Raw genomic sequence first — 25,795 nt, 5'->3', positions numbered from 1 at the left:
CTCACGCCTCCTTCGTCTCGATGGGGGCGGAGGGGCGGCGGGTGCGGCGCAGCGGAGGCCGGGCGCCCAGTCGCTTGGGATCGAGGCCGGACCACGGGTGGCCGCCTCCGTAGAACTTCGTGCGGGCCAGGAGCGTCAGCAGCGGCTTGGTGAAGAGGAACACCACGACCACGTCGAGCAGGGTGGTCAGGCCCAGCGTGAACGCGAAGCCCTGCACCTTGCCGACGGTCACGATGAAGAGCACCGCGGCGGCGAGGAACGACACGAAGTCGGAGACCAGGATGGTGCGCCGGGCACGCGGCCAGGCCCGCTCGACGGCGGGGCGCAGGGTGCGGCCTTCGCGGACCTCGTCGCGGACGCGTTCGAAGTACACGATGAACGAGTCCGCCGTGATGCCGATGGCGACGATGGCGCCGCAGACGGCCGGCAGGTTCAGCGCGAAGCCGATGGTGGGGCCGAGCAGCGACATGATCGTGTAGGTCAGGGCCGCGGAGACCAGCAGCGACAGGATCGCGATGACCGACAGGCCGCGGTAGTAGACCAGCAGGTAGATCACGACGAGCGCGAGGCCGATGGCGCCGGCGATGAGGCCGGCATGGAGCTGCTCGCCGCCGAGCGCGGCGGTCACCGTGGTGACGCTGTCCTCGCTGAAGGTGAGCGGCAGGGCGCCGTAGGACAGCATGTTGGCGAGGCTCTTGGCCTCCTCCTGCGTGAAGCTGCCGGAGATCTGCGCGTTGCCACCGGTGATGGCCTGCTGGACGTACGGGTGGGAGACCACCTCGTCATCGAGGACGATCGCGAACTCGTTCTGCGGGGAGCTCTGCTTGGCCAGCTCACCGGTGATGCTCGAGAACTTCTTGGAGCCGCTGCCGTTGAAGGTCATGTCGACCTGCCAGCCGGCGGCGCGCGTGGTGTCGAAGGAGGCCTTGGCGTCCTTGACCTCGGTGCCGTCGACCGCGACCGGGCCGAGCAGGAACTTCGTCCAGGCGTCGCCGTCCTTGCCGCAGGCGACCGTGGTCTCGCCGGCCTTCGCGTCCTTGCCGGCCTGGGCGCGCTGGGCGGGCTTGGAGCAGTCGAGCGCCGTGTACGCCGCCTGGAGCTTGGCGGTGTCACCGTCCGCGGAGGCGGACGGGGAGGGCGAGCTGTCCGCCTTCAGGCCGCCGGTGACGGCGCGGCCCTGGGTGGTGGCCGTCGCGGAGGGAGTGGCGGAACCGGTGGACTTCGTCGGGTCCGTCGCCTTCGAGGAGCCGCTCGGGGACGCGCTCGGGGAGCCGCTGGGGGACGCGCTGGGCTCCGGCTGCGCCGGGCCGCCGGAGGCCTCGCGCTGGAGGACGGGGCGGAAGTAGAGCTTGGCGGTGGTACCGACCTGATCCCGGGCCTGCTTGGAGTTCGTGCCCTTGGGGATGTTGACGATGATGTTCTTGTCGCCCTGGGTCTGTACCTCGGCCTCCGAGACACCAAGACCGTTGACGCGGCGCTCCATGATCTGGACCGCGGTGTCCATGTTGGTCTTGTTGATCGCGGATTCCTGACCGGGCTCGGCTTCCGCACGCAGCGTGATGCTGGTGCCGCCGGCCAGGTCGATGCCGAGTCGCGGAGTGGTGTGCCCCGAGGCGAACATCCCTCCGGTGAGCGCCGCGATGGCGATCAGGATGAGGGCCAGCGAGCGCCCTGGCTTGCTCTGGGCGCTCGCCTTACGGCCCTTCTTAGGTGCTGCCACCTTCTCGTACTCCCTCTCGGGCCGCCTCGCACCGGTCTACGGGCGGGCAGCCATGACATGGTGTCGGGATACCGTGCGAGCTCCGCACGCCCGGGGGCGCGCAGGCGTCGCCCGCGCGCCCCGGAACGTGGCTACTTCGCGTCGGCGTCGCCCTCGGACTTCTTCGGCGCGTCCTCCGTCTTGGCCTCGGCGGCCACGGACTCGGACGGCTCCTCGGTCTTGTCGGTCTCGTCCTTCTTGGCGAGGTCGACGGACTTCTCGTCGGAGGCGGCGGCAGCGGGCTCGTCGGTCTCGGTGAGGGAGGAGGCGTCGTCGGGGACGACGTCGGACTTCAGGTCGTGCTCCACGCCGTGGACGATGCGGTTGTACTCGTCGTCGGAGAGGACGGCACCGATGGCGTTCTTGGCGAAGAGAAGCTCCACGCCCGGGCCCGCGTCGAGGAGGACGGTTTCGTCGCTGACCTCCTTGACGGTGGCGTACATGCCACCGATGGTGCGGACACCGGAACCGGGCTGCATCTGGTTCCGCATGTCGGCGGCCTGCTGCTGCTTCTTCTTGGCCGACCGGGTCATCAGGAACATGGCCCCGATGAGCACGATGAACGGGAGGAGGGTCACGAGACTCACGGGTCGGAACTTCCTTCACACGACCGCGATGGTGAGCGGCCTGATGGTTGGGGATTGTCTGCCGCCGACAGGGGCGGCATCGGCGGAGTCTAAGCGAGTCTCCGCGCAGGGAACAACGCTCAGCATGGCACCGGGGTTCCTGCTCCGGCCACAGAGCTCGCCGTGACCGGGGCATCACGCCCCGAACAAGTCCCCTTGTCCGTTTCCGGCAGGCGACGCGCGGGGCGGCGTGAGGCCGAGATGCGACCATGCCGCGGGCGTGGCCACCCGGCCGCGAGGTGTGCGGGCGAGCAGCCCCTCCCGGACGAGGAAGGGTTCGGCCACCTCTTCCACGGTCTCACGTTCCTCGCCGACGGCGACGGCGAGCGTGGACAGGCCGACCGGGCCGCCGCCGAAGAGCTTCAGCAGCGCCTCCAGGACGGCGCGGTCGAGGCGGTCCAGGCCGCGGGCGTCGACCTCGTAGACGGCGAGGGCGGCCGCCGCGATGTCCCTGGTGATGATCCCGTCCGCCTTGACCTGCGCGTAGTCCCGGACGCGGCGCAGCAGGCGGTTGGCGATCCGTGGCGTGCCGCGGGAGCGTCCCGCGATCTCGGCGGCGCCGTCGGCGGCGATCTCGACGTCGAGCAGGCCGGCCGAGCGGTGGATGACGCGTTCCAGCTCGGCGGGCTCGTAGAACTCCATGTGCGCGGTGAAGCCGAAGCGGTCGCGCAGCGGGGGCGGCAGCAGGCCGGCCCGGGTGGTGGCGCCGACCAGGGTGAACGGCGGCAGCTCCAAGGGGATGGCCGTGGCGCCTGGACCCTTGCCGACGATCACGTCGACGCGGAAGTCCTCCATGGCCATGTACAGCATCTCCTCGGCGGGCCGGGACATGCGGTGGATCTCGTCGAGGAAGAGGACCTCGCCCTCCTGGAGGGAGGAGAGGATCGCGGCGAGGTCGCCGGCGTGCTGGATGGCGGGGCCGGAGGTGATGCGGATGGGGGCGCCCATCTCGGCCGCGATGATCATGGATAGGGTGGTCTTGCCGAGGCCGGGGGCGCCGGAGAGCAGCACGTGGTCGGCGGTGGCGCCGCGCGCGCGGGCGGCGCGCAGCACCAGGTCGAGCTGTTCGCGGACCTTGTGCTGGCCGATGAACTCGTCCAGGTCCTTCGGGCGCAGCGCGGCCTCGACGGCCTGGTCCTCACGGTCGGCGACCGAGCCCACCAGCCGCTCGGGGGCGGGGGTGCCGGTGGTGTCGTCGTCCCAGTTCATTGCGTGTGCCTCGCGGGTCGCGGTGGAGGGCGTACGCGGGTCCGCCGTACGCCGGTGTCGTCGGGTGGGGCGGTCAGCGCGCTCTGTTCAGGGTCTGCAGCGCCGCCTTTAGCAGGCGGCCGACCTCCGGGGCGCCCTCGGCGGCCTCGGCCTGCGGGGCGACGGCGCTCACGGCCTCGTCGGCCTCACGGGTCGCGTAGCCGAGGCCGATCAGGGCGGCGTGCAGCTGGTCGCGCCAGCCCTGGGTGACGGGGGCGCCGACGGCGGGCGCGCCGATCGGTTCGCCGAGGCGGTCCTTGAACTCCAGGAGGAGCTTCTGGGCGCCCTTCTTGCCGATGCCGGGGACGGCGGTGAGGGCCTTCTCGTCGGCCGTCGCCACGGCCCGGCGCAGCGCGTCGGGCGTGTGCACGGCGAGCATGGCCTGGGCGAGGCGGGGGCCGACGCCGCTCGCGGTCTGCAGCAGCTCGAAGGTCTGCCGCTCGTCGTCGTCGGCGAAGCCGTAGAGCGTCAGGGAGTCCTCGCGCACCACGAGGGAGGTGTGCAGCTTGGCGGGCTGGCCGAGGCGCAGTGTGGACAGCGTGTTCGGGGTGCACTGGACGGCCATGCCGACGCCGCCGACCTCGACGACCGCGGTGTCCGGGGCGAGGGCGGCGACCGTGCCGCTGACGAAGGCGATCATGCCGTACGGCCTTTCGATGCGGTGGCGGTGTGCAGGGCGACGGCCTGCTGGAGCCGGTTCTGCGCGGGGGCGCGCCAGATGTGGCAGATGGCGAGGGCCAGGGCGTCGGCGGCATCGGCCGGCTTGGGCGGCGCGCTGAGCCGCAACAGCCGGGTGACCATGGCGCCGACCTGTGCCTTGTCGGCGCGGCCCGAGCCGGTCACGGCGGCCTTGACCTCGCTGGGCGTGTGCAGGGCGACGGGGATGCCGCGGCGGGCGGCGCAGAGCATGGCGACGGCGCTGGCCTGGGCGGTGCCCATCACGGTCCGGACGTTGTGCTGGCTGAACACCCGCTCCACGGCGACGAATTCGGGCCGGTGCTCGTCCAGCCACTGCTCGATGCCCCGCTCGACGGCGACCAGGCGGTGGCCCAGCTCGGCGTCCGCGGGGGTGCGGACGACTCCGACGCCCAGCATGGTCAGCGGCCGGCCCGCGACCCCCTCGACGACGCCCACGCCGCAGCGGGTCAGTCCGGGGTCCACCCCGAGTACGCGCACCGCCCCTCCCTTCGCTCAGCTGTTTGTGCAGGCTATCGGGTGCCGCTGACAATGCGACGGGCCGACGGGAGTGTCCCGTCGGCCCGTTGAGCGCGTGCGGCTCGCGTCCGCGTCAGGCGTCGACCTTCTCCATGATCTCGTCGCTCACGTCGAAGTTGGCGAAGACGTTCTGCACGTCGTCGCTGTCCTCGAGTGCGTCGATCAGCTTGAAGATCTTCTTGGCGCCCTCCTCGTCCAGCTCGACCTGCATGGTCGGGACGAAGTTGGCGTCGGCGGACTCGTAGTCGATGCCGGCGTCCTGCAGCGCGGTGCGGACCGCGACCAGGTCGGTGGCCTCGCTGATCACCTCGAAGGACTCACCGAGGTCGTTGACCTCCTCGGCGCCCGCGTCGAGGACGGCGCCGAGGACGTCGTCCTCGGTCAGCTCGCCCTTGGGGACGATCACCACGCCCTTGCGGTTGAACAGGTACGACACCGAGCCCGGGTCGGCCATGGAGCCGCCGTTGCGGGTCATCGCGACCCGGACGTCGGAGGCGGCGCGGTTGCGGTTGTCGGTGAGGCACTCGATGAGCACCGCGACGCCGTTCGGGCCGTAGCCCTCGTACATGATCGTCTCGTAGTCGGCGCCGCCGGCCTCCAGACCCGCGCCGCGCTTGACCGCCGAGTCGATGTTCTTGTTGGGGACCGACTGCTTCTTCGCCTTCTGGATGGCGTCGTACAGGGTCGGGTTGCCCTCGGCGTCGGCTCCGCCCATCCGGGCCGCGACCTCGATGTTCTTGATGAGCTTCGCGAAGAGCTTGCCGCGCTTGGCGTCGATCACGGCCTTCTTGTGCTTCGTCGTGGCCCATTTAGAGTGGCCGGACATCTGCCTGTCTCCTTCGCGTAACCCATCTCTGCAACGAACGCAGGAATCCTACAAGGACTCGGTCGTCCGGTACGCGCGCACCATCTCGACGAACAGCCCGTGCACCCGGTGGTCGCCGGTCAGTTCCGGGTGGAACGACGTGGCCAGCGCGTTGCCCTGGCGGACCGCCACGATGTGGCCGTCGTGCTCGGCGAGCACCTCGGCGCCGGCGCCCACGGACTCCACCCAGGGGGCCCGGATGAAGACGCCCTCCACCGGATCGCCCGGGATCTCCTTGACCTCGACGGACGCCTCGAACGACTCGTTCTGGCGCCCGAAGGCGTTGCGGCGGACGATCATGTCGATGCCGCCGACGGTCTCCTGGCCCGAGCGCGGGTCGAGGATCTTGTCGGCAAGCATGATCATGCCGGCGCAGGTGCCGTAGACGGGCATGCCGTCGCGCACGCGCGCGCGGAGGGGTTCCATCAGCCCGAAGAGGGCGGCCAGCTTGGAGATCGTGGTGGACTCCCCGCCGGGGATGACCAGACCGTCGACCTCGGCCAGTTCCTCGGGGCGGCGCACCGGCCTGGCCAGGGCGTCGGCCGCGGCCAGGGCGACGAGGTGCTCGCGCACGTCGCCCTGGAGCGCGAGCACTCCGATGACGGGTGAGGTCATCACCAGCCCCGGTTCGCGTAGCGCTCGGTCTCGGGCAGGGTGTCGCAGTTGATGCCGACCATGGCCTCGCCGAGGTTGCGGGACGCGTCCGCGATGATCTTGGGGTCGTCGTAGAAGGTGGTGGCCTTCACGATGGCGGCGGCGCGCTTGGCCGGGTCGCCGGACTTGAAGATGCCGGAGCCGACGAAGACGCCCTCGGCGCCGAGCTGGCGCATCAGGGCGGCGTCGGCCGGGGTCGCGACGCCACCGGCGGAGAACAGCACGACCGGGAGCTTGCCGAGCTCGGCGACCTCCTTGACCAGCTCGTACGGGGCGCGCAGCTCCTTGGCGGCGGCGTACAGCTCGTTGTTGTCGTAGCCGCGCAGGCGGGCGATCTCGTTCTTGATCTGGCGCAGGTGGCGGACGGCCTCGACGACGTTGCCGGTGCCGGCCTCGCCCTTGGAGCGGATCATGGCCGCGCCCTCGGCGATGCGGCGCAGGGCCTCGCCGAGGTTGGTGGCACCGCACACGAACGGCGTGGTGAAGGCCCACTTGTCGGAGTGGTTGACCTCGTCGGCCGGGGTGAGGACCTCGGACTCGTCGATGTAGTCGACGCCGAGGGACTGCAGGACCTGGGCCTCGACGAAGTGGCCGATGCGGGACTTGGCCATGACGGGGATCGAGACGGCGTCGATGATGCCCTCGATCATGTCCGGGTCGGACATCCGGGCCACGCCGCCGTCCTTGCGGATGTCGGCGGGCACCCGCTCCAGGGCCATGACGGCGACCGCGCCCGCGTCCTCGGCGATCTTCGCCTGCTCCGGCGTGACGACGTCCATGATCACGCCGCCCTTGAGCTGCTCGGCCATGCCGCGCTTCACACGGGCGGTGCCGGTCGCGGGAGCCTGGTTTTCGGAGATGGACACGGGTGACCTCACACGGTGGAGAAGGGTTGTTGCGAGCATTGAGGAAACGGCAACGGACCAGTCCACAGCAAGGGCCAATGGGGAGCCGGTGGCTCGTTTTCGTGTCCCGCTGGTGGCGCGTTCCGGTCAGGAGGCCCGTTCGACCAGTGCGGCGGGCGGCTCGTCGTCCATCTCGAAGGCCAGCGGGAAGGGGGCGTGGCCGGCCAGGCGGAACCAGCGGACCTTGCGGTGCCGGCGCAGCGCGCGGGCCGCGCGGACGGCGTCGTTGTGGAACCGGCGGGCCATCGGCACCCTGCGGACCGCCTCGGTCAGCTCGCGGGCCGCCTCCTCGCCACCGGGCGCCTCCCGGACCGCCTCCACCTGCTGCGTCTCGGCGAACACGGCGCGCAGGGCCTGACTCAGTTCGCTCTCGGCCACCTCACGCTGCTCCTCCTCGGCCTGCCGGGCCGCGTGCGCGGCCTCGTACAGCACGATCGAGGCGGCCGGGTCCAGCACGCCGGAGGTGGCCAGCTCCTGGGCGACGGAGGCGCGGCGCAGCAACTGTGCGTCGAGCGCGGCGCGCGCCGCGTCGATCCGGGCGTGCAGCCGGTCCAGCCGGCCGGCGGTCCAGCTGAGGTAGAGGCCGATCGCCACGAGGACGCCGAGGATCCAGATGAGTGTCGCGGTCACGGGCGCAGACTAGCGGCGCCGCCTCTGCCGCCCCGCGCGCGGGGCGGACCCCGGCGACTCCTGGAGGCCGGTCAGTCGCGTGCGGGCCCTCCCGGGCACGGCCGCTCACCCGCGCGTGGGGCGTCCGCCGGGGACTTCCGGGAGCCCCCTGAGACCCCCTCACCAGCCTCGCCGGGCGGCGGACGCGGACGCTGCCTGCCGCGCAGGGCGGGCGCCGGCGACTTCCGTCAGCCAGTCGGTCCCGCCGGCCCCACGGGCATGGACGCTGTCCCGCGCGCGAGGCCTCCCGCGCGGCTTCCGGGTGACCCCCGTCAGTCCCGCGCCAGCCCCAGCCGGGCCCTCAGCCCGCCCACGGCGCCCGAGCCCGAGTCCTCGTCGGTGGCCACCGCCGCCGCGCCCGCCGTCACCGTCTCGTAGACCGACATGATGTCCGCGCCGACGGTCGACCAGTCGAAGCGGCGCACGTGGGCGCTCCCCCGCTTCTGCAGCTCGGCCCGCCGGGCGGGATCCCCCAGGAGGCGTACCGCGGCGTCGGCGAGGGCGTCCGCGTCCTCGTTGGCGAAGAGTTCGCCGGCCGCGCCCTGGTCCAGGACCTGGGCGAAGGCGTCGAGGTCGGAGGCGAGGACGGGGGCGCCCGCCGACAGGGCCTCGACCAGGATGATCCCGAAGCTCTCACCGCCGGTGTTGGGGGCCACGTACAGGTCGACGCTGCGCAGCAGCCGGGCCTTGTCCTCGTCGCTGACCATGCCGAGGAACTCGACGCGGGACCGCAGCTCGGCGGGCAGGGCCTCGACCGCCTCCTCCTCGTCGCCCCGGCCGGCCACCAGGAGCCGGGCCCCCGGGCGGGCGGCGAGGATCTTCGGCAGGGCCCGCATCAGCACAGGGAGTCCCTTGCGGGGCTCGTCGATGCGGCCGATGAAGCCGATGGTGCCGCCCTGCCACTCCGGGTTGGGCTCGGCCTCGGCGAAGAAGTCGACGTCGACGCCGTTGGGGATGACGACCGCGTCGCCGCCCAGGTGCTCCACCAGCGTCCGGCGGGCGTACTCGCTCACCGCGATCCGGGCGCTGATCTTCTCCAGGGCGGCCTGGAGGATCGCGTACGCCGCGATCATCGCGCGCGAGCGCGGGTTGGAGGTGTGGAAGGTGGCGACGATCGGGCCCGAGGCCGCCCAGCAGGCGAGCAGGCCCAGGGACGGCGACGTGGGCTCGTGGATGTGGATGACGTCGAACCGTCCGTCGTGCAGCCAGCGGCGCACGCGCGCGGCGGAGAGGAAGCCGAAGTTCAGCCGGGCGACCGAGCCGTTGTACGGCACCGGGACGGCCCGGCCCGCCGAGACGACGTACGGCGGGAGCGGGGTGTCGTCGTCCGCCGGGGCCAGCACCGACACCTCGTGGCCCTGCCGGACGAAGTACTCGGCGAGGTCCCGGATGTGGAACTGGACGCCGCCGGGCACGTCCCAGGAGTACGGGCAGACGATGCCGATTCTCACGAGGTCCCCTTCATGGGATCCAGGTCGGCGAGCCACAAGCGCTGGAGCATGTGCCAGTCCTCCGGATGTTCCGCGATACCCGTGGCGAAGGCGTCGGCCAGCGCCTGTGTCATGACAGACGCCTTCTCGGCCCGGTTGCCTGACTCGGGTACCTCGACCGGTGGGTGGACGCGGCCCTGCATGACGGGCGAGTCGTCGTACCAGAGCGTCACGGGCATCAGCAGTGCCCCGGTCTGCTGGGCGAGCAGGGCGGGTCCGGCGGGCATCCGGGCCGTCGCGCCGAAGAAGTCCACCTCCACGCCGGAGGCGGACAGGTCGCGGTCGGCGACCAGGCAGACCAGGCCGCCGTCGCGCAGCCTGCGGGCCAGCGTGCCGAAGGCGCTGCCGCCGCTGTGCGGCAGGACCTCCATGCCGAGGCCCTCGCGGTAGGCGACGAAGCGGTCGTAGAGCGTCTCGGGCTTGAGGCGCTCGGCGACCGTGGTGAACGGTGTCTTCAGTTCGGTGGTGACCCAGGCGCCCGCCAGGTCCCAGTTGGCCAGGTGCGGCAAGGCCAGTATCACGCCTTTTCCGGCAGCCAGCCCGTCGGTGAGGTGGTGGACGTCCTGGGGCGCGAAGCCGTCGCGGACCCGGTCCTCGCTCCAGGCGGGGAGCCGGAAGGACTCCATCCAGTAGCGCAGGTACGAGCGCATGCCCGCGCGCGAGAGCTCGGCCAGGCGCCGCGGGCTCGCGTCCGGCACCACGCGCGCGTAGTTGCTCTCCAGCCGCCGCACGCCCTTGCCCCGCTTCTTCCACGCCAGGTCGGCGATGGTGCGTCCGAGGCGCACGGCGGCCGGCTCGGGGAGCTTCTTCACGGTGCCCCAGCCGAGCCCGTACAGCGCGTCGGTGAGCCGGTCCCGGGCGGTCACGTGGCGGCCTCGCTCCCGTGCGAGGCGCTCTCCGGCTTGTCCCGCGCCTCGGCGGCCTCGACCTCGGCGGACTCCCGGCGGACGGTGACGACCCGCTGGATCAGCGTGACGAGGCTGCCCACCGCGACGATCCACAGGGCCACCGGCAGCAGGTACTGGATTCCGGGCACGCCGAACTTGTGCAGGCCGGCCAGACCGGCCGCGACCAGGGAGATCACCAGGCGCTCGGCCCGCTCGACCAGGCCGTTGACCGCGACCGGCAGGCCGATCGACTCGCCGCGGGCCTTGGTGTACGACACGACCTGGCCACTGGCCAGGCAGAAGATCGAGACCGCGCACAGCACGAGGTCGTCGCCGCCACCGGCGTACCAGAGGGCGAAGCCGCCGAAGATCGCGCCGTCGGCGACCCGGTCCAGGGTGGAGTCGAGGAAGGCGCCCCAGCGGCTGGAGCGGCCGAGCTGGCGCGCCATGTTCCCGTCGACGAGGTCGGAGAACACGAACAGCGTGATCACGACCGTGCCCCAGAAGAACTCGCCCATGGGGTAGAAGACCAGCGCGCCCGCGACCACGCCGGCCGTCCCGATCAGGGTGACGGTGTCGGGGCTGACGCCCCTTCTGATCAGAAATGAGGCGAACGGCGTGAGAACACGCGTGAAGAAAGCACGCGCGTACTTGTTCAGCATGGCCTTCCCGAGGGTCGGTGTGGCGCCGTGCGGCCCTGCTGGCCACCGGCTGGCCCATCGTAGCCACGCGCGGGTGCGGGCGGCCGCCGGGCACTCGTCCGCGGGCACCGCGGCACGTCGGGCCCGGGCGGAGGGCGCGGTCGAGTCCGTCGTATGGACGCGCCGTGTGGGGAGTGGAAAGCTCGAAGGACCGCGGGCGTCGTCGCAGCCGCCATCGCTGGGGGCGCCTTCCGGGCCGGAGCCCGGAAGAGGGACCGTACGTCCGCGCCCACAGTGACCTCACCGTGCACGGGAGGCAGGATCATGGGCGACAAGGCGAACGCACACCCCGGAGCCGCCGGCAGGGCTACGGCGGCCGACCACCCCGCGTCCGTACGGAATGTGGTGCTGGTCGGCCACAGCGGTTCGGGCAAGACGACTCTGGTCGAGGCTCTCGCGCTGGCGGCGGGAGCGGTGAACCGGGCGGGCCGCGTGGAGGACGGCGGCACCGTCTCCGACTACGACGAGATCGAGCACCGGCAGCACCGCTCGGTCCAGCTGTCCCTGGTGCCCGTCGAATGGGACGGCATCAAGATCAACCTGCTGGACACCCCCGGCTACGCCGACTTCGTCGGGGAACTCAGGGCCGGTCTGCGCGCCGCGGACGCGGCCCTCTTCGTCGTCTCGGCCTCGGACGGCGTCGACGGCTCCACCCGCATGGTGTGGGACGAGTGCGCGGCCGTCGGCATGCCGCGCGCGATCGTCGTGACACATCTGGAGGCGGCGCGGGCCGACTACGAGGAGATGACGCGGATCTGCGCGGAGGCGTTCGGCGGCGACGACCCCGACGCCGTGCTCCCGCTGTACCTGCCGCTGCACGGGGAGCCGGGCCCGGACGGGCACGCGCCCGTGACCGGTCTGATCGGCCTGCTGACGCAGAAGCTCTTCGACTACTCCACCGGGGAGCGCAAGGAGTCCGAGCCGGGCGGCGACGAGCTGCCGCTGATCGAGGAGGCGCGCAACCGGCTGATCGAGGGGGTCATCGCGGAGAGCGAGGACGAGACCCTCATGGACCGCTATCTCGGCGGCGAGCGGATCGACGTCAAGACGCTCATCCAGGACCTGGAGCGGGCCATCGCGCGGGGCACCTTCTTCCCCGTCCTGGCGGCCGCCCCGGCCGCCGAAGGCGCCCGGCAGGGCCTCGGCACCGTCGAGGTGCTGGAGCTCATCACCCGCGGCTTCCCGACCCCGCCGGAGCGGCCGGCGCCCGACGTGACCACGCTCGACGGCCGGCCGCGCGAGCTGAGCCCGTGCGACCCGGACGGTCCGCTGGTCGCCGAGGTCGTGAAGACCGCGTCCGACCCCTACGTCGGCCGGGTCTCGCTGGTGCGCGTCTTCTCCGGCACGCTGCGGCCCGACCAGACGGTGCACGTGTCCGGGCACGGGTTGGAGGACCGCGGCCACGAGGACCACGACGTCGACGAGCGCGTCGGCGCGCTGTCGGCGCCGTTCGGCAAGCAGCAGCGCAGTCTCAGCCACTGCATCGCGGGCGACCTCGCGTGCGTGGCGAAGCTGAGCCGCGCGGAGACCGGGGACACCCTGTCGTCGAAGGACGACCCGCTGCTCATGGAGCCCTGGCAGATGCCGGACCCGCTGCTGCCACTGGCCATCCAGGCGCACAGCAAGGCCGACGAGGACAAGCTGTCGCAGGGGCTGGCCCGGCTGGTCGCGGAGGACCCGACCATGCGCCTCGAGCAGAACCAGGCCACCCACCAGGTGGTGCTGTGGGCTCTGGGCGAGGCGCACGCCGACGTCGCGCTGGAGCGGCTGCGCAGCCGGTACGGAGTGCAGGTCGACGTGGTGCCGTACAAGGTGTCGCTGCGGGAGACGTTCGCGGGCAGGGCGGCGGGCCGCGGCCGGCATGTGAAGCAGTCCGGCGGGCACGGGCAGTACGCCATCTGCGAGATCGAGGTCGAGCCCCTGCCCGGCGGTTCGGGCATCGAGTTCGTGGACAAGGTCGTCGGCGGCGCGGTGCCGCGCCAGTTCATCCCGTCCGTGGAGAAGGGCGTGCGGGCTCAGGCGGCCAAGGGGATCGCGGCCGGTCATCCGCTCGTCGACGTCCGGGTCACCCTGCTCGACGGCAAGGCGCACTCGGTCGACTCCTCCGACGCGGCCTTCCAGACGGCCGGCGCGCTCGCGCTGCGCGAGGCCGCGGGCGATACGAAGATCCACCTGCTGGAGCCGGTGGCGGAGGTGTCCGTGCTGGTCGGCGACGACTACGTCGGGGCCGTGATGAGCGACCTGTCCGGGCGGCGGGGCCGCGTCCTCGGCACCGAGCAGACCAGCGGCGGCCGCACGCTGATCAAGGCCGAGGTGCCCGAGATCGAGATCGGCCGGTACGCCATCGACCTGCGGTCGCTGTCGCACGGCACGGCCCGGTTCAGCCGGCGGTACGCGCGGCACGAGCCGATGCCGCAGCAGATCGCGGAGAGGGTACGGGAGGAGGCGAGCGTGGCCTCGTAGCGCGTGGCGTCGTGGTGCGTGGCCTCCTGACGCGCGCCCGGCGCCGCCCGGTCGCTCACTCGGCGCGCGTCGCGTCACGGACCGCGCCGGAGCCTTCCGTTCGCCACGTGAAGCGCTCCCCTCCCTCGGCGGGCGGCTTCGGCCGTCCGCCGACGGATGTCGCTGGCTGGCGATACGCTGATCACCGATCGGCGACCGATCAACAGGTGTGCGCCGTACGGAAGTCGGGAAGGCCGCAGGAGCAACAGTGCGGCGAGTGGGGGCGGGAATGACCGTTGAAGGCGGTTACGCGGACATCTTCGGTCCGCAGGTGCCGCGCACGGCCGGTGAGGGGCAGACGGCGACCTTCGCGCTGGCCTCGGCGGCCTACCGCGACAATCCGTACGAGGACATCAAGAAGGCCGACAACGAATGGCACAAGACGGATGTCAAGGCGGGCCGCGCCTGGGCGAAGATCTTCCGGCCCAACCTCGGTGAGGCGTTCTCGCGGGCCGTGGTCGACCGCATGCTCGGCGACGGCCGCAAGCCACTGATCCAGTCCTTCGGCACCGAGCCGCAGGTCGTCGTCGAGCACTGCCTCGCCGCCAACAACATCCGCAAGGCCCGGGACCGGACCCTCAGCGCGATCATGGTGATCTGCGGTCTGCTGTTCCTGCCCGGACTCCTGGTGTGGCTGCTGGTCTTCACGCTGCGCACCACCATCGTCAAGCGGGACGCCAAGCGGGGCGGGGCGCTCGCCTCCGTGCTCCTCGTCGCGATGGGCGCGCTGGCCGTGCTCTTCCTGCTCAAGATGCCGTTCACCGGCATCTGGGCGTGGTACGCGCGCGCCTCGGTGGTGATGCCGGTCCTCGGGTGGTTCTGGGCCAAGCAGGTGTGCGAGCGCACCGCGCGGGACCTGCGGGAGCGCTGGGACAGCCTGCTCGCCGGCAGCAGCGTCGGCGCCAAGGTGCCGGAGGCGGTGCCGACCAGTCCCAACGAGACCCAGGCCGAGCAGCTGCGTCAGGCCCTGGCCAAGCTCAGCGCCGAGCAGCAGTCCAACTCGGTCTTCTACGCCGGGCCCAAGGGAATACTCGGCATGGGCACCCGCTGGGGCAGCTGGCAGCTGGCCGAGGAACTGGTGCCCACCGACCCTGCCCGCGAGATCCATCCCTTCCGCAGCTGGGACGTGATCCGCGCGATCCACCACCAGCTGAGCATGCTGGAGCGCGGCCCGCTGAACACCGGCGGTTTCCCGAAGCCCTCGATACGCCACTGGATCGTCACGCCGATCGCCGAGGGCGCCTCGGCGGTGTCCCGGCCGGAGGGCACGGACGTCGAGGCGTACCAGGTCAAGCCGCACGCGATACAGGACATCTGCAACAAGCAGCAGTTCGGCAGCGGTGACCGGCACTACCTGGGCGTCCAGTGGACCCTGTGGGACGGCCAGCTGATCATCACCATGCTGATCACCGTGACCGTGCTGCACGAGACGCTGCGCATCGAGGTGACGGGGCACGCCCTCGGTCCGGTCAACGGGCTCTTCCAGGAGAAGCCCGAGGCGCCGACCAAGGAGGTCTCCAAGTCGCTGAAGCCGTGGGAGACCCGCTCCGTGAAGCTGCCGCTGGTCGGCACCGACGAGGTGGTGCGGCTGGCGGTGCGGGCCCCGCTCTCCTGGTATCCCCCGGCGCTGAACTGGCTGGGCGGGACGATCGCCCTGCCCGAGCCGTTCGGGCTGCGGCACGCCTGGGCCGACCAGCCGTGGCGGCACCGCTTCATGGCCGACGACGCGCTGCGCGCGGCCACCCCGGTGCTGCGGGCCGTGCACGCCTCGGCGATCAGGGTGCTCGCGGAGAACGGCGTGGACACCGAGAAGTTCGGCACGCGCTCGGCGTTCCTGAGCACGGCCGTACAGGACCCCTCGCCCCGCAAGGCGGACGTCTACGACGCGTAGGCGCTCCGGCGACGGGCCACTGGAGGGGGCCGGGACCCGGCTCCCTCCCCCGCGGTCAGGCCGTCGGCCAGGCCTCCGCCAGCATCTTCCGCGTGTCCGCGAGGAGCTGCGGCAGCACCCGGGTGTGCCCGACGACCGGCATGAAGTTCGTGTCCCCGCCCCAGCGCGGCACGACGTGCTGGTGGAGGTGGGCGGCGATGCCGGCACCGGCGACCGTGCCCTGGTTCATGCCGATGTTGAAGCCGTGGGCGCCCGAGGCGGTGCGCAGGGCCGTCATGGCCTGCTTGGTCAGCGCCCCCAGTTCGGCGGTCTCCGGCTCGGTGAGGTCGGTGTAGTCGGCGACGTGACGGTAGGGCACGACCATGAGGTGCCCGCCGTTGTACGGGTACAGGTTGAGGACCGCGTACACCTGCTCGCCGCGGCGGACCACCAGCCCGTCCTCGTCGGATTTGGCCGGGATCGCGCAGAAGGGGCAGCCGTCGTCCGCTCCGGGACCGGTCGGCTTGTTCTCACCCTGGATGTAGGCCATCCGATGGGGCGTCCACAGGCGCTGGAACGCGTCCTGGATGCCCACTCCCCACTGCTGCTCCGGCTCACTCGTCATACGTGCAGCATATGGCTTCGGCCGTTCCCGGCGTGTCGCCGGGGCGTCCGGGCGGCGGCCACCGGCCAAGCTGGGCCCGTGGACGACGACAGCCCTCCCGCCCGCTGGGAGCACCGCACCGAGATCCCGCTGTTCCTGGCGTCGCTCCTCTTCCTGGCCGCCTACGCCGTCCGCGTCCTCGCGGTGAGCGTGCCGCCGTTCTGGAAGGACGTGTGCGTGTACACGATGGCCGCACTGTGGCTGCTGTTCGCCGCCGACTTCGTGGTGCGCCAGCAGCTCAGCGGGGAACGCTTCCTGCGCTTCGCCAGGACCCACTTCCTGCACACGGTCGTGGTCCTGCTGCCGCTGCTGCGCCCGCTGCGGATCGTGCCGCTCTACGACGCCATCCAGCACCGGCAGGGAGGGCCCCGGCTGTCCCTGCACGCCCGGGTGGTCGCCTACGCGAGCCTGTCCACGCTGCTCCTCGGCTTCGCCGGGGCCCTGGCCGTCTTCCAGCAGGAACGCGGAGCGCCCGGCGCCACCATGGGGACCTTCGGCGACGCGGTGTGGTGGACGGCGGCGACCCTCAGCACGGTCGGCTACGGCGACATCGCCCCGGTGACGACGGGCGGCCGGGCGATCGCGACGTTCATGATGGCCGGCGGGCTGGCCCTGCTCGGCGCGGTGACCGGGTCGTTCTCCTCCTGGCTGCTGCAGGTCTTCGCCCGGGAGGGCGACACGAGGCCCCCGGAGGGCTGAGCCTTCCGGGGGCCTCCTGAGCCGGTGGATCAGACCTGCGTCCGCTCCTCGACGACCTTCCCGATCTTGGCGATGGCCTCGTCGAACGGGATGCCGTTCTCCTGGGAGCCGTCGCGGTAGCGGAAGGAGACGGCGTTGTTCGCCATGTCCTCGTCGCCCGCGATGACCATGAAGGGCACCTTCTGCTTCTGGGCGTTGCGGATCTTCTTCTGCATCCGGTCCGAGGACGAGTCGACCTCGACGCGCAGGCCCTGCTTCTTCGCGGTGGCGGCGAACTTCTCCAGGTACTCGACGTGCGCGTCGCCGATCGGGATGCCGATCGCCTGGACGGGCGCGAGCCACGCCGGGAAGGCGCCCGCGTAGTGCTCCAGGAGCACGGCGAAGAACCGCTCGATCGAGCCGAACAGGGCACGGTGGATCATGACCGGACGCTGCTTGGAGCCGTCGGCGGCGGTGTACTCCAGGTCGAAGCGTTCCGGCAGGTTGAAGTCGAGCTGGATCGTCGACATCTGCCAGGTGCGGCCGATGGCGTCCTTGGTCTGGACGGAGATCTTCGGGCCGTAGAAGGCGGCGCCGCCCGGGTCCGCGACCAGTTCCAGGTTCTGCTTCTCGGCGACCTGGCGCAGCGTCTCGGTGGCCTCCTCCCACGCCTCGTCGGTGCCGACGAACTTCTCCGGGTCCTTGGTGGACAGCTCCAGGTAGAAGTCGGTCAGACCGTAGTCGCGCAGCAGGTTCAGGACGAAGGTGAGGGTCCGGTCGAGCTCTTCGGCCATCTGCTCGCGGGTGCTGTAGATGTGCGCGTCGTCCTGGGTGAAGCCGCGTGCGCGGGTCAGGCCGTGCACGACGCCCGACTTCTCGTACCGGTACACGGTCCCGAACTCGAAGAGGCGCAGCGGCAGTTCACGGTAGGAACGCCCGCGCGCGTCGAAGATCAGGTTGTGCATCGGGCAGTTCATGGGCTTGAGGTAGTAGTCCACGCCCTCGTCGAGCTGCATGGGCGGGTACATGCCGTCGGCGTACCAGTCCAGGTGGCCCGAGGTCTCGAAGAGCTTCCCCTTCGTGGCGTGCGGGGTGTAGACGAACTCGTAGCCCTCCTCCTCGTGCCGGCGGCGCGAGTAGTCCTCCATGACCCGGCGGATGATGCCGCCCTTGGGGTGGAAGACGGCGAGGCCGGAGCCGATCTGCTCCGGGATGGAGAAGAGATCGAGTTCACTGCCGAGCCTGCGGTGGTCGCGCTTCTCGGCCTCGGCGAGGAACTCCAGGTGCTGCTTCAGCTCGTCCTTGGACGGCCAGGCGGTGCCGTAGATGCGCTGGAGCATCGGGTTCTTCTCGCTGCCGCGCCAGTAGGCGGCCGCGTTGCGCATGAGCTTGAAGGCGGGGATCGCGCGGGTCGACGGCAGGTGGGGACCGCGGCAGAGGTCCTTCCAGCACAGCTCGCCGGTCTTGGCGTCGAGGTTGTCGTAGATCGTCAGCTCGCCGGCGCCGACCTCGACGTCCGCGCCGTCGTCGTGGGACGCCGCGCCCTTGAGACCGATCAGCTCCAGCTTGTACGGCTCGTCCGCCAGCTCCTCGCGGGCGTCCTCTTCGGTGACGACGCGACGCGCGAACTTCTGGCCGCGCTTCTGGATCTCCTGCATCTTCTTCTCGATGGCCTTGAGATCCTCGGGCGTGAACGGCTTCTCGACGTCGAAGTCGTAGTAGAAGCCGTCCTTCACGGGCGGGCCGATGCCCAGCTTGGCCTCGGGGAAGAGCTCCTGCACCGCCTGGGCCATCACGTGCGCGGTGGAGTGGCGCAGGATGTTCAGACCGTCCTCGGAGGAGATCTCGACGCCCTCGACCTCCTCGCCGTCGGAGAGCACGTACGACAGGTCCCTGAGCTCGCCGCCCACGCGCGCGGCGATGACGGAGCGCTCGCCGGCGAAGAGGTCGGCGGCCGTAGTGCCCGTCGTCACCACGCGCTCTTCCCGCTCGGAATCGCGTTGGATGATCACACGGACGTCTGACACCGGTCTCTCCTGACTGAAGGTGGGGTGCGGCGCCATACCAGGAGCGCGCGCATGACTGCGATCGTACCGACCCGCGACCTCCGATCGCGAAACGGTCACCCGCGGCCCCCTCCGGCTCCGGCCGCCGTCAGTCGCCGGTGTCCTCGCCCGCGCACACCTCTTCGAAGAAGTCCAGGTCCTCCTGGAGCGCCTTCATCAGCCGGTCCCGCTCGGCGTCGTCGACCTGGACCGGGACCACCTCCGAGGCCCCGGCCAGCCTGCGGAAACCGCCCCGGCTCTCCAGCCGGCCGCGCACCCGCACCGGCAGTCCGACGAGGTGCGCGTGCCCGGCGATGCGGTACGCCTCCTCGTCCAGCGTCAGCCGGACGTGCGAGACGTCCGCGCCCGCGATGACGCGCAGCCGGACGGTGCCCTCCCCGCGGGTGCCGGTCCGGCGCATCCGCACGACGGCGCCGGTGATCCGAACCGGCACCGACGGCTCCTCACGCAGATAGCGGGCCCCGGCCGCCCGCAGGACGGGCAGGTCGCCGGGTGAGAACTCGACGGGCTCGCCGTCGGCCGCGCAGTCCTCGGGGGCGCCGGCGGCCGGCGCCCACGCCACGGCGACCCGCGCGCCCTCCGTGCCGCGCACCAGGGCGATCAGGCCCTCGACCAGCTCCCGGCTGACGCCCGCCTCGACGGCCCCGTCGAAGGCGTCCATGCCGCCGGTGGCCCGCTGGTAGTCGACGGCCTCGCGGGCCGCGTACAGCGCTTGGTGGAGGCGTACGGCGAGGGGGCGGCCGGTGGCCACGGGCACGAAGGCGGTCAGGCCCCGGCCGTCGGGCGCGGAGCCGACGAGGACGTCCTCCAGCATGCCGACGGCCGCGCGGCGGTGCCGGGTGCCGTGGTATCCGGCCCGTCCGCGGGTGGCCAGCGCGGCGGCGAGCAGGGTGCGGCGGGCGGCGGTGCGCAGCTCCTCCTCGGCGGTCCAGGGCGCCGCCCCGGCCGGGCCGGCCGGGGCGTCCCGCCACCAGCGGATCTCGTCGCTGGGCACGGCGAGGCAGACCAGCACCTCGCGGGCCGCGGGCGTGCCGCTGCGGGACAGCGCGGTCAGCGCCTCGGCGAGCAGGTCGTCGCTGTCGGGGAAGGCGCGGGACTCCGGGACCAGCAGGCTGGTGCCGCCGCCTCCCGGCCCGGGCGGGGTCCAGCGGCCGTAGCGGCCCGCCGCTCCCCCGCGCCGCTGCCAGCCGTGCCGGCGCAGCAGGGCTCCGAGGACGGCGGGGTCGACGTCGCCGGGCTCGGGGGGCCGGTCCCAGGCCACGTCGACGGGGTGGGGCCGGACCGGCCGGGCGGGCTCCTGGAGCGGGCGGTGCGTCATGGTCTGCCTCCGGTCCCGACCCGCGTCATGATCTCGCAGAGCGCCCGGTCGTCGAAGATGCGGGAGGTCGGTATCCGGACGGTGGTGCGGCGCCGGCCGGTGATCGCGTGACCGGCGAGATTGACCCAGTAGCAGCAGTGCCTCAGGTCGAGCCGGTCGTGTCCGGCGCGCAGCCACTGCTCCTGGGACCGGGGCACGATCATCACGACGAGGATCTTGTGCACCGAGACCGGGGTGCGGGCGAGCTTCGCCAGATGGGCGTTGTCGAGCGTGAAGGAGAAGAAGCGGCCGGGCGGATCGGGCGCCACCTGGTACGTCGCCTTCAGCTGCACCTTGATGGTGACCTCGTCGTCGACGGTGTGGCCGGGCGCGCTGTGGCTGACGTGCCAGTCGATGCCGTTGTCCGGGAACGGCTGGGACAGCGAGCATCCCGCCGCCGCGGCGACCGCGTGCAGATAGCCCACCTGCAGTGTCTCCATGCACGCGGTGGTGGCGAGTGAACCGCGAGGGGGGCCCGTCCGTTCGGGCAGCAGCCCGCTCCGCTCGGGCTGCGCAATCGCCATGACGAACAGCCTTCCAGGCAGTGTGAATCCCCGTGGCGGGCCGCTGAACTGCAAAGACCCGCACTCCTGTTGTGTCCGGCCGGCGTACGTCGCAAACGGCCCGGGTATCACCAAACGGGCAGAAGACGGTACGTCAGCTGCCATGGATGGAGGAGGGGTTGAGCGGTATGGCGTGCTGGTACGAGGGCCCGCTGGCGGCATTCGACACGGAGACGACAGGCGTGGACGTCGAGACCGACCGGATCGTTTCGGCGGCCGTCGTCGTCCAGGACGCCCCGGGGACCCGGCCCCGGGTGACGCGTTGGCTGGTGAACCCGGGTGTCCCGGTGCCGGAGGCGGCGACGGCGGTGCACGGGCTGACGGAGGATCACCTCCAGCGCAACGGCCGCTGGCCGGCGCCGGTGATGCAGGAGATAGCCGAGGAGCTGGCGGTGCAGGCCGCGGCGGGCCGGCCGCTGGTGGTGATGAACGCGCCGTTCGATCTGACGCTGCTGGACCGCGAGTTGCGGCGGCATCGCGCCTCGTCGCTGTCCCGCTGGTTCGAGACGGCGTCGCTGACGGTGCTCGACCCGCGCGTCCTCGACAAGCATCTGGACCGCTACCGCAAGGGGCGCCGCACCCTGACGGACCTGTGCGCGCACTACGAGGTCGAACTGGCGGACGCGCACGACGCGGCGGCCGACGCCCTGGCGTCGCTGGAGGTCGTCCGCGCGGTGGGCCGCCGCTTCGCGGCCCGCCTGGAGCGGCTGTCCCCGGCGGAGCTGCACACCCTCCAGGCGGTGTGGCACGCGGCACAGGCACGCGGACTCCAGGCGTGGTTCGCGCGCAGCGGCGCGGAGGAGTCGGTGGACCCGGCGTGGCCACTGCGCCCGGACCTGCCGGCGGCGGCCTGAACAGCGGAAAAGCCGGCCCGCGTCAAGCGGACCGGCTTTCTCCCGGTGGGCGATACTGGGTTCGAACCAGTGACCTCTTCGGTGTGAACGAAGCGCTCTCCCACTGAGCTAATCGCCCGGGAACGCACTGAACCATACAGGTCCCCGCGCGCTTCGTTCAAACCGCTTGCCCGCGTTCGGCCAGGAACCCCAGCAGGCCGCGGCGGCCCGCGCGCATCATCAGCCGGTGGTTGGCCCGGAAGACCGGCCGGCCCGGCACCGCGAACCGGCGCAGCAGCGGCTTGTTCACGTCGACGACCTGGTCGTAGCGGGCCAGGCACCCGGCGCCGTGGGGAGTGATCGTCCAGCGTGCCCAGCCGTCGAGGTCACCGGAGATGGCGATCTCCAGGACGCCGGCGGCGCGGTCGCGCCGCACCTCGCGGGCCGTGAAGGTGAGGTCGTAGGGCAGGAGGGACCTTACGGTGAGCACGCCGGTGGTGTCATCGATCCGGTGCACCTCGCGGACCTGCGGCCACCAGCGCGGGTAGTCCTCGGCCCGCTCCAGCACCTCGTGGACGACGGCGGGGGGCGCGGGGAGTTCCCACAGGCTGCGGAAGCGGTAGTGGCTCCAGTCCATGGCCCGAGTGTGCCCCGTGGGAGCGGGTCCGCACGGGATCTGAGTACGTCCTCTGAGTACCCGCACTCATGCCGGGCGGGCGTGACGCGGACCACACTCCCGCCATGACGCACATTCCGCCACCGGCCGAGGAGTTGCGGCTCCTGGATCTGGAGCTGCGCCGACTGGACGCCCGCCGTGCCCAGTTGCTGCACCGGCGGGCCTGGCTGGTCACGGCCCTCCACGCGGCCGCACCGCCGGCCCCCGCGCCCGCCGCACCGCCGCGCCCGGAGGCCTCGGCGCCCCGCGTGCAGAACGTCCTGCTGCTGCTCGGCGGTGTCCTGCTCACCGTCGCGGCGATCGCCTTCACCCTGGTCAGCTGGGGTGAACTCGGCATGGTGGGGCGTGCGCTGGTGCTGGGCGCCATCACCGTGGGGGTGCTCGCCACGCCGGTGCCGCTGCTCAAGCGGGGGCTGCGCTCGACGGCCGAATCGGTGGCGGGCCTCGGGCTCGTCCTGACCGTGCTCGACGCGTACGCGCTGCACGAGGCGGCGCTGCCCGGCGCGGACGCCACGGGGTACTCCGCCGCCGCCTCGGCGGCGCTCGCCGCCCTGTGGACGGCGTACGGTCTGCTGCCGCGCGCCTCGGCGCTGCGACTGCCCCTGCCCGCGGCCCTGGTGGCCGCCCAACTACCGCTCGTGCTCGGGGCGGTGGCCGTCGACGCGGGCTCGTTCGGCGTCACCCTGGCCGTGTTGGTGACGGCGGCCTGCGACACGGCGGTGGCGCTGCGGGGGTCCGCCGGGCCCGTCCGGCGGACCGCCGTCGTCGGTGGCTACGGCCTGGGTGCCTGGGGAGCGTGGGCCGCCGGCTGGCTGTCGTGGACGGCCACCGGCCCGAGCGCCGCCGCCCGTGCGGCGGCGCTCCTTCTCCTCGCGGCGGGCGTCGCGCTGACGGCGGCCCGGCATCCGTCGGCCGAGCGGCAGGCGGGCGGCCTGGCCGTCGCCGCCGGGCTCCTCACGGTCGCCGCGGCCGGCGGTACGGTCCGGCCCGCGCTGCCCGCCGTGTGGACGGTCCCGGCATATCTGGCCTGCGGGATCGCCCTGCTGGCCGCGACCCGGTCGGCCCGGCTGCCGCAGGCGGTGCGCCAGGGCCTGGTGCACGCCTCCGCCGCCGTACAGGGGCTGGCCCTGCTGTGGACCCTGCCGCTGATGGGGGTCGCGCTCACGGGTCCGGTCGCCTGGGTCGAGCAGGTGGGGTCCGGGGCGCCCGGAAGCCTGCGTGCGGCGGTCACCACCGATGTGCCGTGGCCGCCGTACTCCGAGACGGTGCCCGTCGTCCTGGTGGCGGTCGCCGGCGTCCTGGTCCTGGCGCGCGAGGCGGTGGGACGCGTCCGCGCACTGACCGGGGCACTGGTTCTCGGCTGGGCGACGGCGCTGGTGCTGCCGGCGGTGCTCGACGTCCCGTACGCCGTGGGCCTGGCGGCGCTCGGATGCCTCACCGCCGGGGCGCTCGCGGCGGCCACGTGGCCCCGGACGCCCGAGCGGCCCTTGCCCCTTCCCATGACCGCGACGGTGCTCGCGCCGCTGACCACCCTGCCCCTCGTCCTGCTGTCCCTGGCCCGCCAGGACGCGACCCTCACCGTGACGGCCGCCCTCACCGCGCTGTTCGCGGCGGCGTCCCGAACGCCGCGTCTCGCGCCGGTCACGGCTCCGGCCGCCTTCGCGTACGCGACCGCACTCGCCTGCGCGTCGGGGGCCGCGGCCGGCTGGCGGCCGCAGGACACCGCCGTGCTGGTCCTGGTCGTCCCGTTGGCGGCGGCCCTGCTCGCGGCCCGGCTCGGGGACACCCGCCGGGCGACGGTCCCGGTCGAGGTCACGGGTGCGGCGGCCGCCCTTGTCGCGATCGGCCTGGCCGTCGCCTCCGGCGATCTGCCGATGCTGGCCCTCGTGCTGGCGCTGTGCGGGGTGATCGCGTCCGGGACCGCGCTGCGCCCGGACCGCCGTCCCGTCGCCTTCGCGGGCACCGCGCTGTTCGTGCTGGCCGCGTGGGTGCGCCTGGCGGCGTGGGACGTCGGCACACCGGAGGCGTACACGCTGCCGGTCACCGTCGCCGCCCTGCTCGTCGGCGCCCTCAGCAGGCGACGCGACCCGCGGGTCTCGTCCTGGTCGGCCTACGGTCCCGGGCTCGCCGCCACGCTCGTGCCGAGCCTGGTGGCCGCCTGGGGCGACACGCACTGGGCGCGCCCCCTGCTGCTCGGCCTGGCCGCGCTGGCGGTCACCCTGCTGGGCGCCCGTCACCGCCTGCAGGCACCGCTCCTGCTGGGTGGCACGGTCCTCGCCCTGGACGCCCTGCACGAACTCGCCCCGTACATCGTCCAGGTGACCGACGCACTGCCCCGCTGGGTGCCGCCCGCGCTCGCCGGCCTCCTGCTGCTGGCCGTCGGGGCGACGTACGAGCAGCGCCTGAGGGACGCCCGGCGGGTACGAGAGTTCCTGGGCACCATGCACTGACGAAGGGGTGGGGGACCGCGCGGCCGCGCGGTCCCGGTCCTTCGGCATCCGGCGTCAAGTAAAGGTCGTAGAGGTATATGACGCCGTGCATCCCGCTGTCACCGGCCCGACCGGTCCGGGCGCGGCCCTCAAGCTGGCCCGCTTGAGGGCCGCGTCGAAGTCGTCCCAGGTCCGGCCCTGTTCGGGGTGACCCCGGCCTTGGTGCGGACGGGCTCGCCGATGACGAGGGCCGGCGAGTTCGAGCCGACCGGGACGCCAAGGAGCCTGCCGTCGATCTCACCGAAGGTGTCGGGGCCGACCCGGAAACCGTCCGTCGAAGGTGGCTCGCCTCCACCGGTTCGCGAAGATCCAGCAGCACATTCTCCGCGTCGTATTTGCGCAGGAATCCGATCGCATTCTGGACGTCCGGCGGATTCCCTCCGCGCCACTGGGTGTTGAACTTCTTCCAGAAGTCCGTGTACGGCTGAAAGTCCGTCTTGACCTTGATCTTCGGATACTTCTTCTCGAAGAGCGCGATGATCCTGTCGATCCTTTCGGCGAGGTCCTCGACACCCCGCCACGCATAACGGATCGTCACCATCCCATCCGCGGCGGCCTCTCCGTCGCCGCCGCAGCCGGTGACGGCGGCGAGCCCCCGGACGACCGCCCGTGGCACCCGCCGCCTTCAGGACGGTGCGCCGCCCGACACCCCTTCTCGTTTCCGCGGCCGGGCCTCCCCGCAGTGTCGCCGCCGGCATGAATCATTGCGAGCAAGCGCTTGCCGGCACGAGGTACGGGGGCCCGACGGCGCGTCGACGATGCGGACAGGAATTGCCGCGCGGCCCGGGAAGGCGGCCAGGGGTTGTCCGGGCGAACGACCGCACCGGACGGCCGGAGCCTCAGGCGGGGCACGCGGCGGCGGCCGTCCCGGAAGGCACCGAGGGGGTCGGGAACCGCGCCCTCTCACGCCGACGGCCCGCCTGTGGTCTCACAGGCGGGCCGTCGGATCCGGGTGGGCGATACTGGGTTCGAACCAGTGACCTCTTCGGTGTGAACGAAGCGCTCTCCCACTGAGCTAATCGCCCCGGCGCAGGAAGAACATTACCCCAAGTCAGGGGGTGCGGGTGACCGCCCCGGA

22 protein-coding genes, 2 tRNA genes and 1 pseudogene are annotated in these 25,795 nt (G+C 72.3%); 5 read left to right on the top strand and 20 right to left on the bottom strand.

The genetic code is table 11. From position 1 onward, the window contains the following. Window position 1 precedes the first annotated feature (1 nt). The 12 genes from secD to pgsA all read right to left on the bottom strand — a co-directional run bounded on the left by secD (window position 2) and on the right by pgsA (window position 10,980). Window positions 2-1,720, bottom strand: a complete 1,719-nt coding sequence (gene secD / locus ACFRAC_RS20835; RefSeq protein WP_382925594.1) for a protein translocase subunit SecD — start codon at window positions 1,718-1,720, stop codon at window positions 2-4. 131 nt (window positions 1,721-1,851) lie between these two features. Then, window positions 1,852-2,346, bottom strand: coding sequence for a preprotein translocase subunit YajC (gene yajC / locus ACFRAC_RS20830; RefSeq protein ID WP_382925592.1), 495 nt, complete (start codon window positions 2,344-2,346; stop codon window positions 1,852-1,854). A gap of 174 nt (window positions 2,347-2,520) precedes the next feature. Beyond that, a complete protein-coding gene (gene ruvB / locus ACFRAC_RS20825; protein ID WP_382925590.1) occupies window positions 2,521-3,594 on the bottom strand; it encodes a Holliday junction branch migration DNA helicase RuvB in 1,074 nt (357 codons plus the stop codon). Between the two features lie 73 nt (window positions 3,595-3,667). Continuing rightward, window positions 3,668-4,273: a Holliday junction branch migration protein RuvA gene (ruvA, locus tag ACFRAC_RS20820; RefSeq protein WP_382925589.1), complete on the bottom strand. Its 606-nt coding sequence runs from the start codon at window positions 4,271-4,273 to the stop codon at window positions 3,668-3,670. Continuing rightward, window positions 4,270-4,809 (bottom strand): crossover junction endodeoxyribonuclease RuvC, encoded by a 540-nt coding sequence (gene ruvC, locus ACFRAC_RS20815; protein ID WP_361340247.1) that lies wholly within the window; start codon window positions 4,807-4,809, stop codon window positions 4,270-4,272. Before ruvC ends, ruvA begins: the two co-directional genes overlap by 4 nt. Before the next feature lie 112 nt (window positions 4,810-4,921). Continuing rightward, window positions 4,922-5,674: a YebC/PmpR family DNA-binding transcriptional regulator gene (locus tag ACFRAC_RS20810; RefSeq protein WP_361340244.1), complete on the bottom strand. Its 753-nt coding sequence runs from the start codon at window positions 5,672-5,674 to the stop codon at window positions 4,922-4,924. Window positions 5,675-5,722: 48 nt separating this feature from the next. Next, entirely contained in the window at window positions 5,723-6,328 is a 606-nt protein-coding gene (gene pdxT / locus ACFRAC_RS20805; protein ID WP_382925587.1) for a pyridoxal 5'-phosphate synthase glutaminase subunit PdxT, read from the bottom strand. Continuing rightward, window positions 6,328-7,233 (bottom strand): pyridoxal 5'-phosphate synthase lyase subunit PdxS, encoded by a 906-nt coding sequence (pdxS, locus tag ACFRAC_RS20800; RefSeq protein ID WP_382925585.1) that lies wholly within the window; start codon window positions 7,231-7,233, stop codon window positions 6,328-6,330. Before pdxS ends, pdxT begins: the two co-directional genes overlap by 1 nt. A 126-nt stretch (window positions 7,234-7,359) precedes the next feature. After that, window positions 7,360-7,902, bottom strand: coding sequence for a hypothetical protein (locus ACFRAC_RS20795; RefSeq protein WP_382925584.1), 543 nt, complete (start codon window positions 7,900-7,902; stop codon window positions 7,360-7,362). A 311-nt stretch (window positions 7,903-8,213) separates the two neighbouring features. Next, complete coding sequence (locus ACFRAC_RS20790) at window positions 8,214-9,392, bottom strand: glycosyltransferase family 4 protein (protein ID WP_382925583.1); 1,179 nt, start codon at window positions 9,390-9,392, stop codon at window positions 8,214-8,216. Next, window positions 9,389-10,297, bottom strand: a complete 909-nt coding sequence (locus ACFRAC_RS20785) for a phosphatidylinositol mannoside acyltransferase (RefSeq protein WP_382925581.1) — start codon at window positions 10,295-10,297, stop codon at window positions 9,389-9,391. Before ACFRAC_RS20785 ends, ACFRAC_RS20790 begins: the two co-directional genes overlap by 4 nt. After that, window positions 10,294-10,980 (bottom strand): phosphatidylinositol phosphate synthase, encoded by a 687-nt coding sequence (pgsA, locus tag ACFRAC_RS20780; RefSeq protein WP_382925580.1) that lies wholly within the window; start codon window positions 10,978-10,980, stop codon window positions 10,294-10,296. The genes ACFRAC_RS20785 and pgsA overlap by 4 nt, the downstream gene beginning before the upstream one ends. Before the next feature lie 303 nt (window positions 10,981-11,283). Between pgsA and ACFRAC_RS20775 the strand changes: the two genes are divergently transcribed. After that, window positions 11,284-13,482, top strand: coding sequence for an elongation factor G-like protein EF-G2 (locus ACFRAC_RS20775; protein ID WP_382925578.1), 2,199 nt, complete (start codon window positions 11,284-11,286; stop codon window positions 13,480-13,482). 268 nt (window positions 13,483-13,750) lie between these two features. Next, window positions 13,751-15,412 carry a hypothetical protein gene (locus ACFRAC_RS20770; RefSeq protein ID WP_382925576.1) on the top strand — a complete coding sequence of 554 codons (1,662 nt, stop codon included), beginning with the start codon at window positions 13,751-13,753 and terminating at the stop codon, window positions 15,410-15,412. A 55-nt stretch (window positions 15,413-15,467) separates the two neighbouring features. Here the strand turns inward: ACFRAC_RS20770 and ACFRAC_RS20765 are convergent, their stop codons facing one another. Further along, window positions 15,468-16,016: an HIT domain-containing protein gene (locus ACFRAC_RS20765; protein WP_361340225.1), complete on the bottom strand. Its 549-nt coding sequence runs from the start codon at window positions 16,014-16,016 to the stop codon at window positions 15,468-15,470. Window positions 16,017-16,094: 78 nt separating this feature from the next. Here ACFRAC_RS20765 and ACFRAC_RS20760 point away from each other — a divergent pair, with 78 nt between their 5' ends. Further along, the gene (locus ACFRAC_RS20760) at window positions 16,095-16,754 is read left to right on the top strand and encodes a potassium channel family protein (RefSeq protein ID WP_382925573.1); all 660 of its coding nucleotides are present in this window, start codon (window positions 16,095-16,097) and stop codon (window positions 16,752-16,754) included. Window positions 16,755-16,783: 29 nt separating this feature from the next. Here ACFRAC_RS20760 and thrS read toward each other — a convergent pair whose 3' ends face one another. The 3 genes from thrS to ACFRAC_RS20745 all read right to left on the bottom strand — a co-directional run bounded on the left by thrS (window position 16,784) and on the right by ACFRAC_RS20745 (window position 20,680). Then, the gene (gene thrS / locus ACFRAC_RS20755) at window positions 16,784-18,760 is read right to left on the bottom strand and encodes a threonine--tRNA ligase (RefSeq protein ID WP_382925571.1); all 1,977 of its coding nucleotides are present in this window, start codon (window positions 18,758-18,760) and stop codon (window positions 16,784-16,786) included. Window positions 18,761-18,887: 127 nt separating this feature from the next. Beyond that, on the bottom strand, window positions 18,888-20,117 hold the full coding sequence (locus ACFRAC_RS20750) for a hypothetical protein (protein WP_382925569.1): 1,230 nt from the start codon (window positions 20,115-20,117) through the stop codon (window positions 18,888-18,890). Then, window positions 20,114-20,680 (bottom strand): DUF4365 domain-containing protein, encoded by a 567-nt coding sequence (locus ACFRAC_RS20745; RefSeq protein ID WP_382925567.1) that lies wholly within the window; start codon window positions 20,678-20,680, stop codon window positions 20,114-20,116. The genes ACFRAC_RS20750 and ACFRAC_RS20745 overlap by 4 nt, the downstream gene beginning before the upstream one ends. Window positions 20,681-20,847: 167 nt before the next feature. Here ACFRAC_RS20745 and ACFRAC_RS20740 point away from each other — a divergent pair, with 167 nt between their 5' ends. Beyond that, the gene (locus ACFRAC_RS20740; RefSeq protein WP_382925639.1) at window positions 20,848-21,573 is read left to right on the top strand and encodes a 3'-5' exonuclease; all 726 of its coding nucleotides are present in this window, start codon (window positions 20,848-20,850) and stop codon (window positions 21,571-21,573) included. Window positions 21,574-21,619: 46 nt separating this feature from the next. On the opposite strand, the gene ACFRAC_RS20735 is transcribed toward ACFRAC_RS20740, so the two are convergent. Together ACFRAC_RS20735 and ACFRAC_RS20730 are read right to left on the bottom strand one after the other, a co-directional pair. Continuing rightward, window positions 21,620-21,691 (bottom strand) — tRNA-Val (locus tag ACFRAC_RS20735). Window positions 21,692-21,730: 39 nt separating this feature from the next. Continuing rightward, entirely contained in the window at window positions 21,731-22,189 is a 459-nt protein-coding gene (locus ACFRAC_RS20730; protein ID WP_382925565.1) for an SRPBCC family protein, read from the bottom strand. Between the two features lie 104 nt (window positions 22,190-22,293). Between ACFRAC_RS20730 and ACFRAC_RS20725 the strand changes: the two genes are divergently transcribed. Further along, on the top strand, window positions 22,294-24,678 hold the full coding sequence (locus ACFRAC_RS20725; protein WP_382925563.1) for an SCO7613 C-terminal domain-containing membrane protein: 2,385 nt from the start codon (window positions 22,294-22,296) through the stop codon (window positions 24,676-24,678). Between the two features lie 55 nt (window positions 24,679-24,733). Here the strand turns inward: ACFRAC_RS20725 and ACFRAC_RS20720 are convergent. Further along, window positions 24,734-25,415 (bottom strand): annotated as a pseudogene (locus ACFRAC_RS20720) (ABC transporter substrate-binding protein); the annotation flags it as partial. A gap of 255 nt (window positions 25,416-25,670) precedes the next feature. Further along, window positions 25,671-25,742, bottom strand: a tRNA-Val gene (locus tag ACFRAC_RS20715). Window positions 25,743-25,795 lie beyond the last annotated feature (53 nt).

It is taken from the genome of Streptomyces sp. NPDC056628, from assembly GCF_042792555.1.
GTDB lineage: Bacteria > Actinomycetota > Actinomycetes > Streptomycetales > Streptomycetaceae > Streptomyces.
Note: the sequence above shows the minus strand (reverse complement) of the source record. Positions and strands in the feature narration are given on the sequence as shown.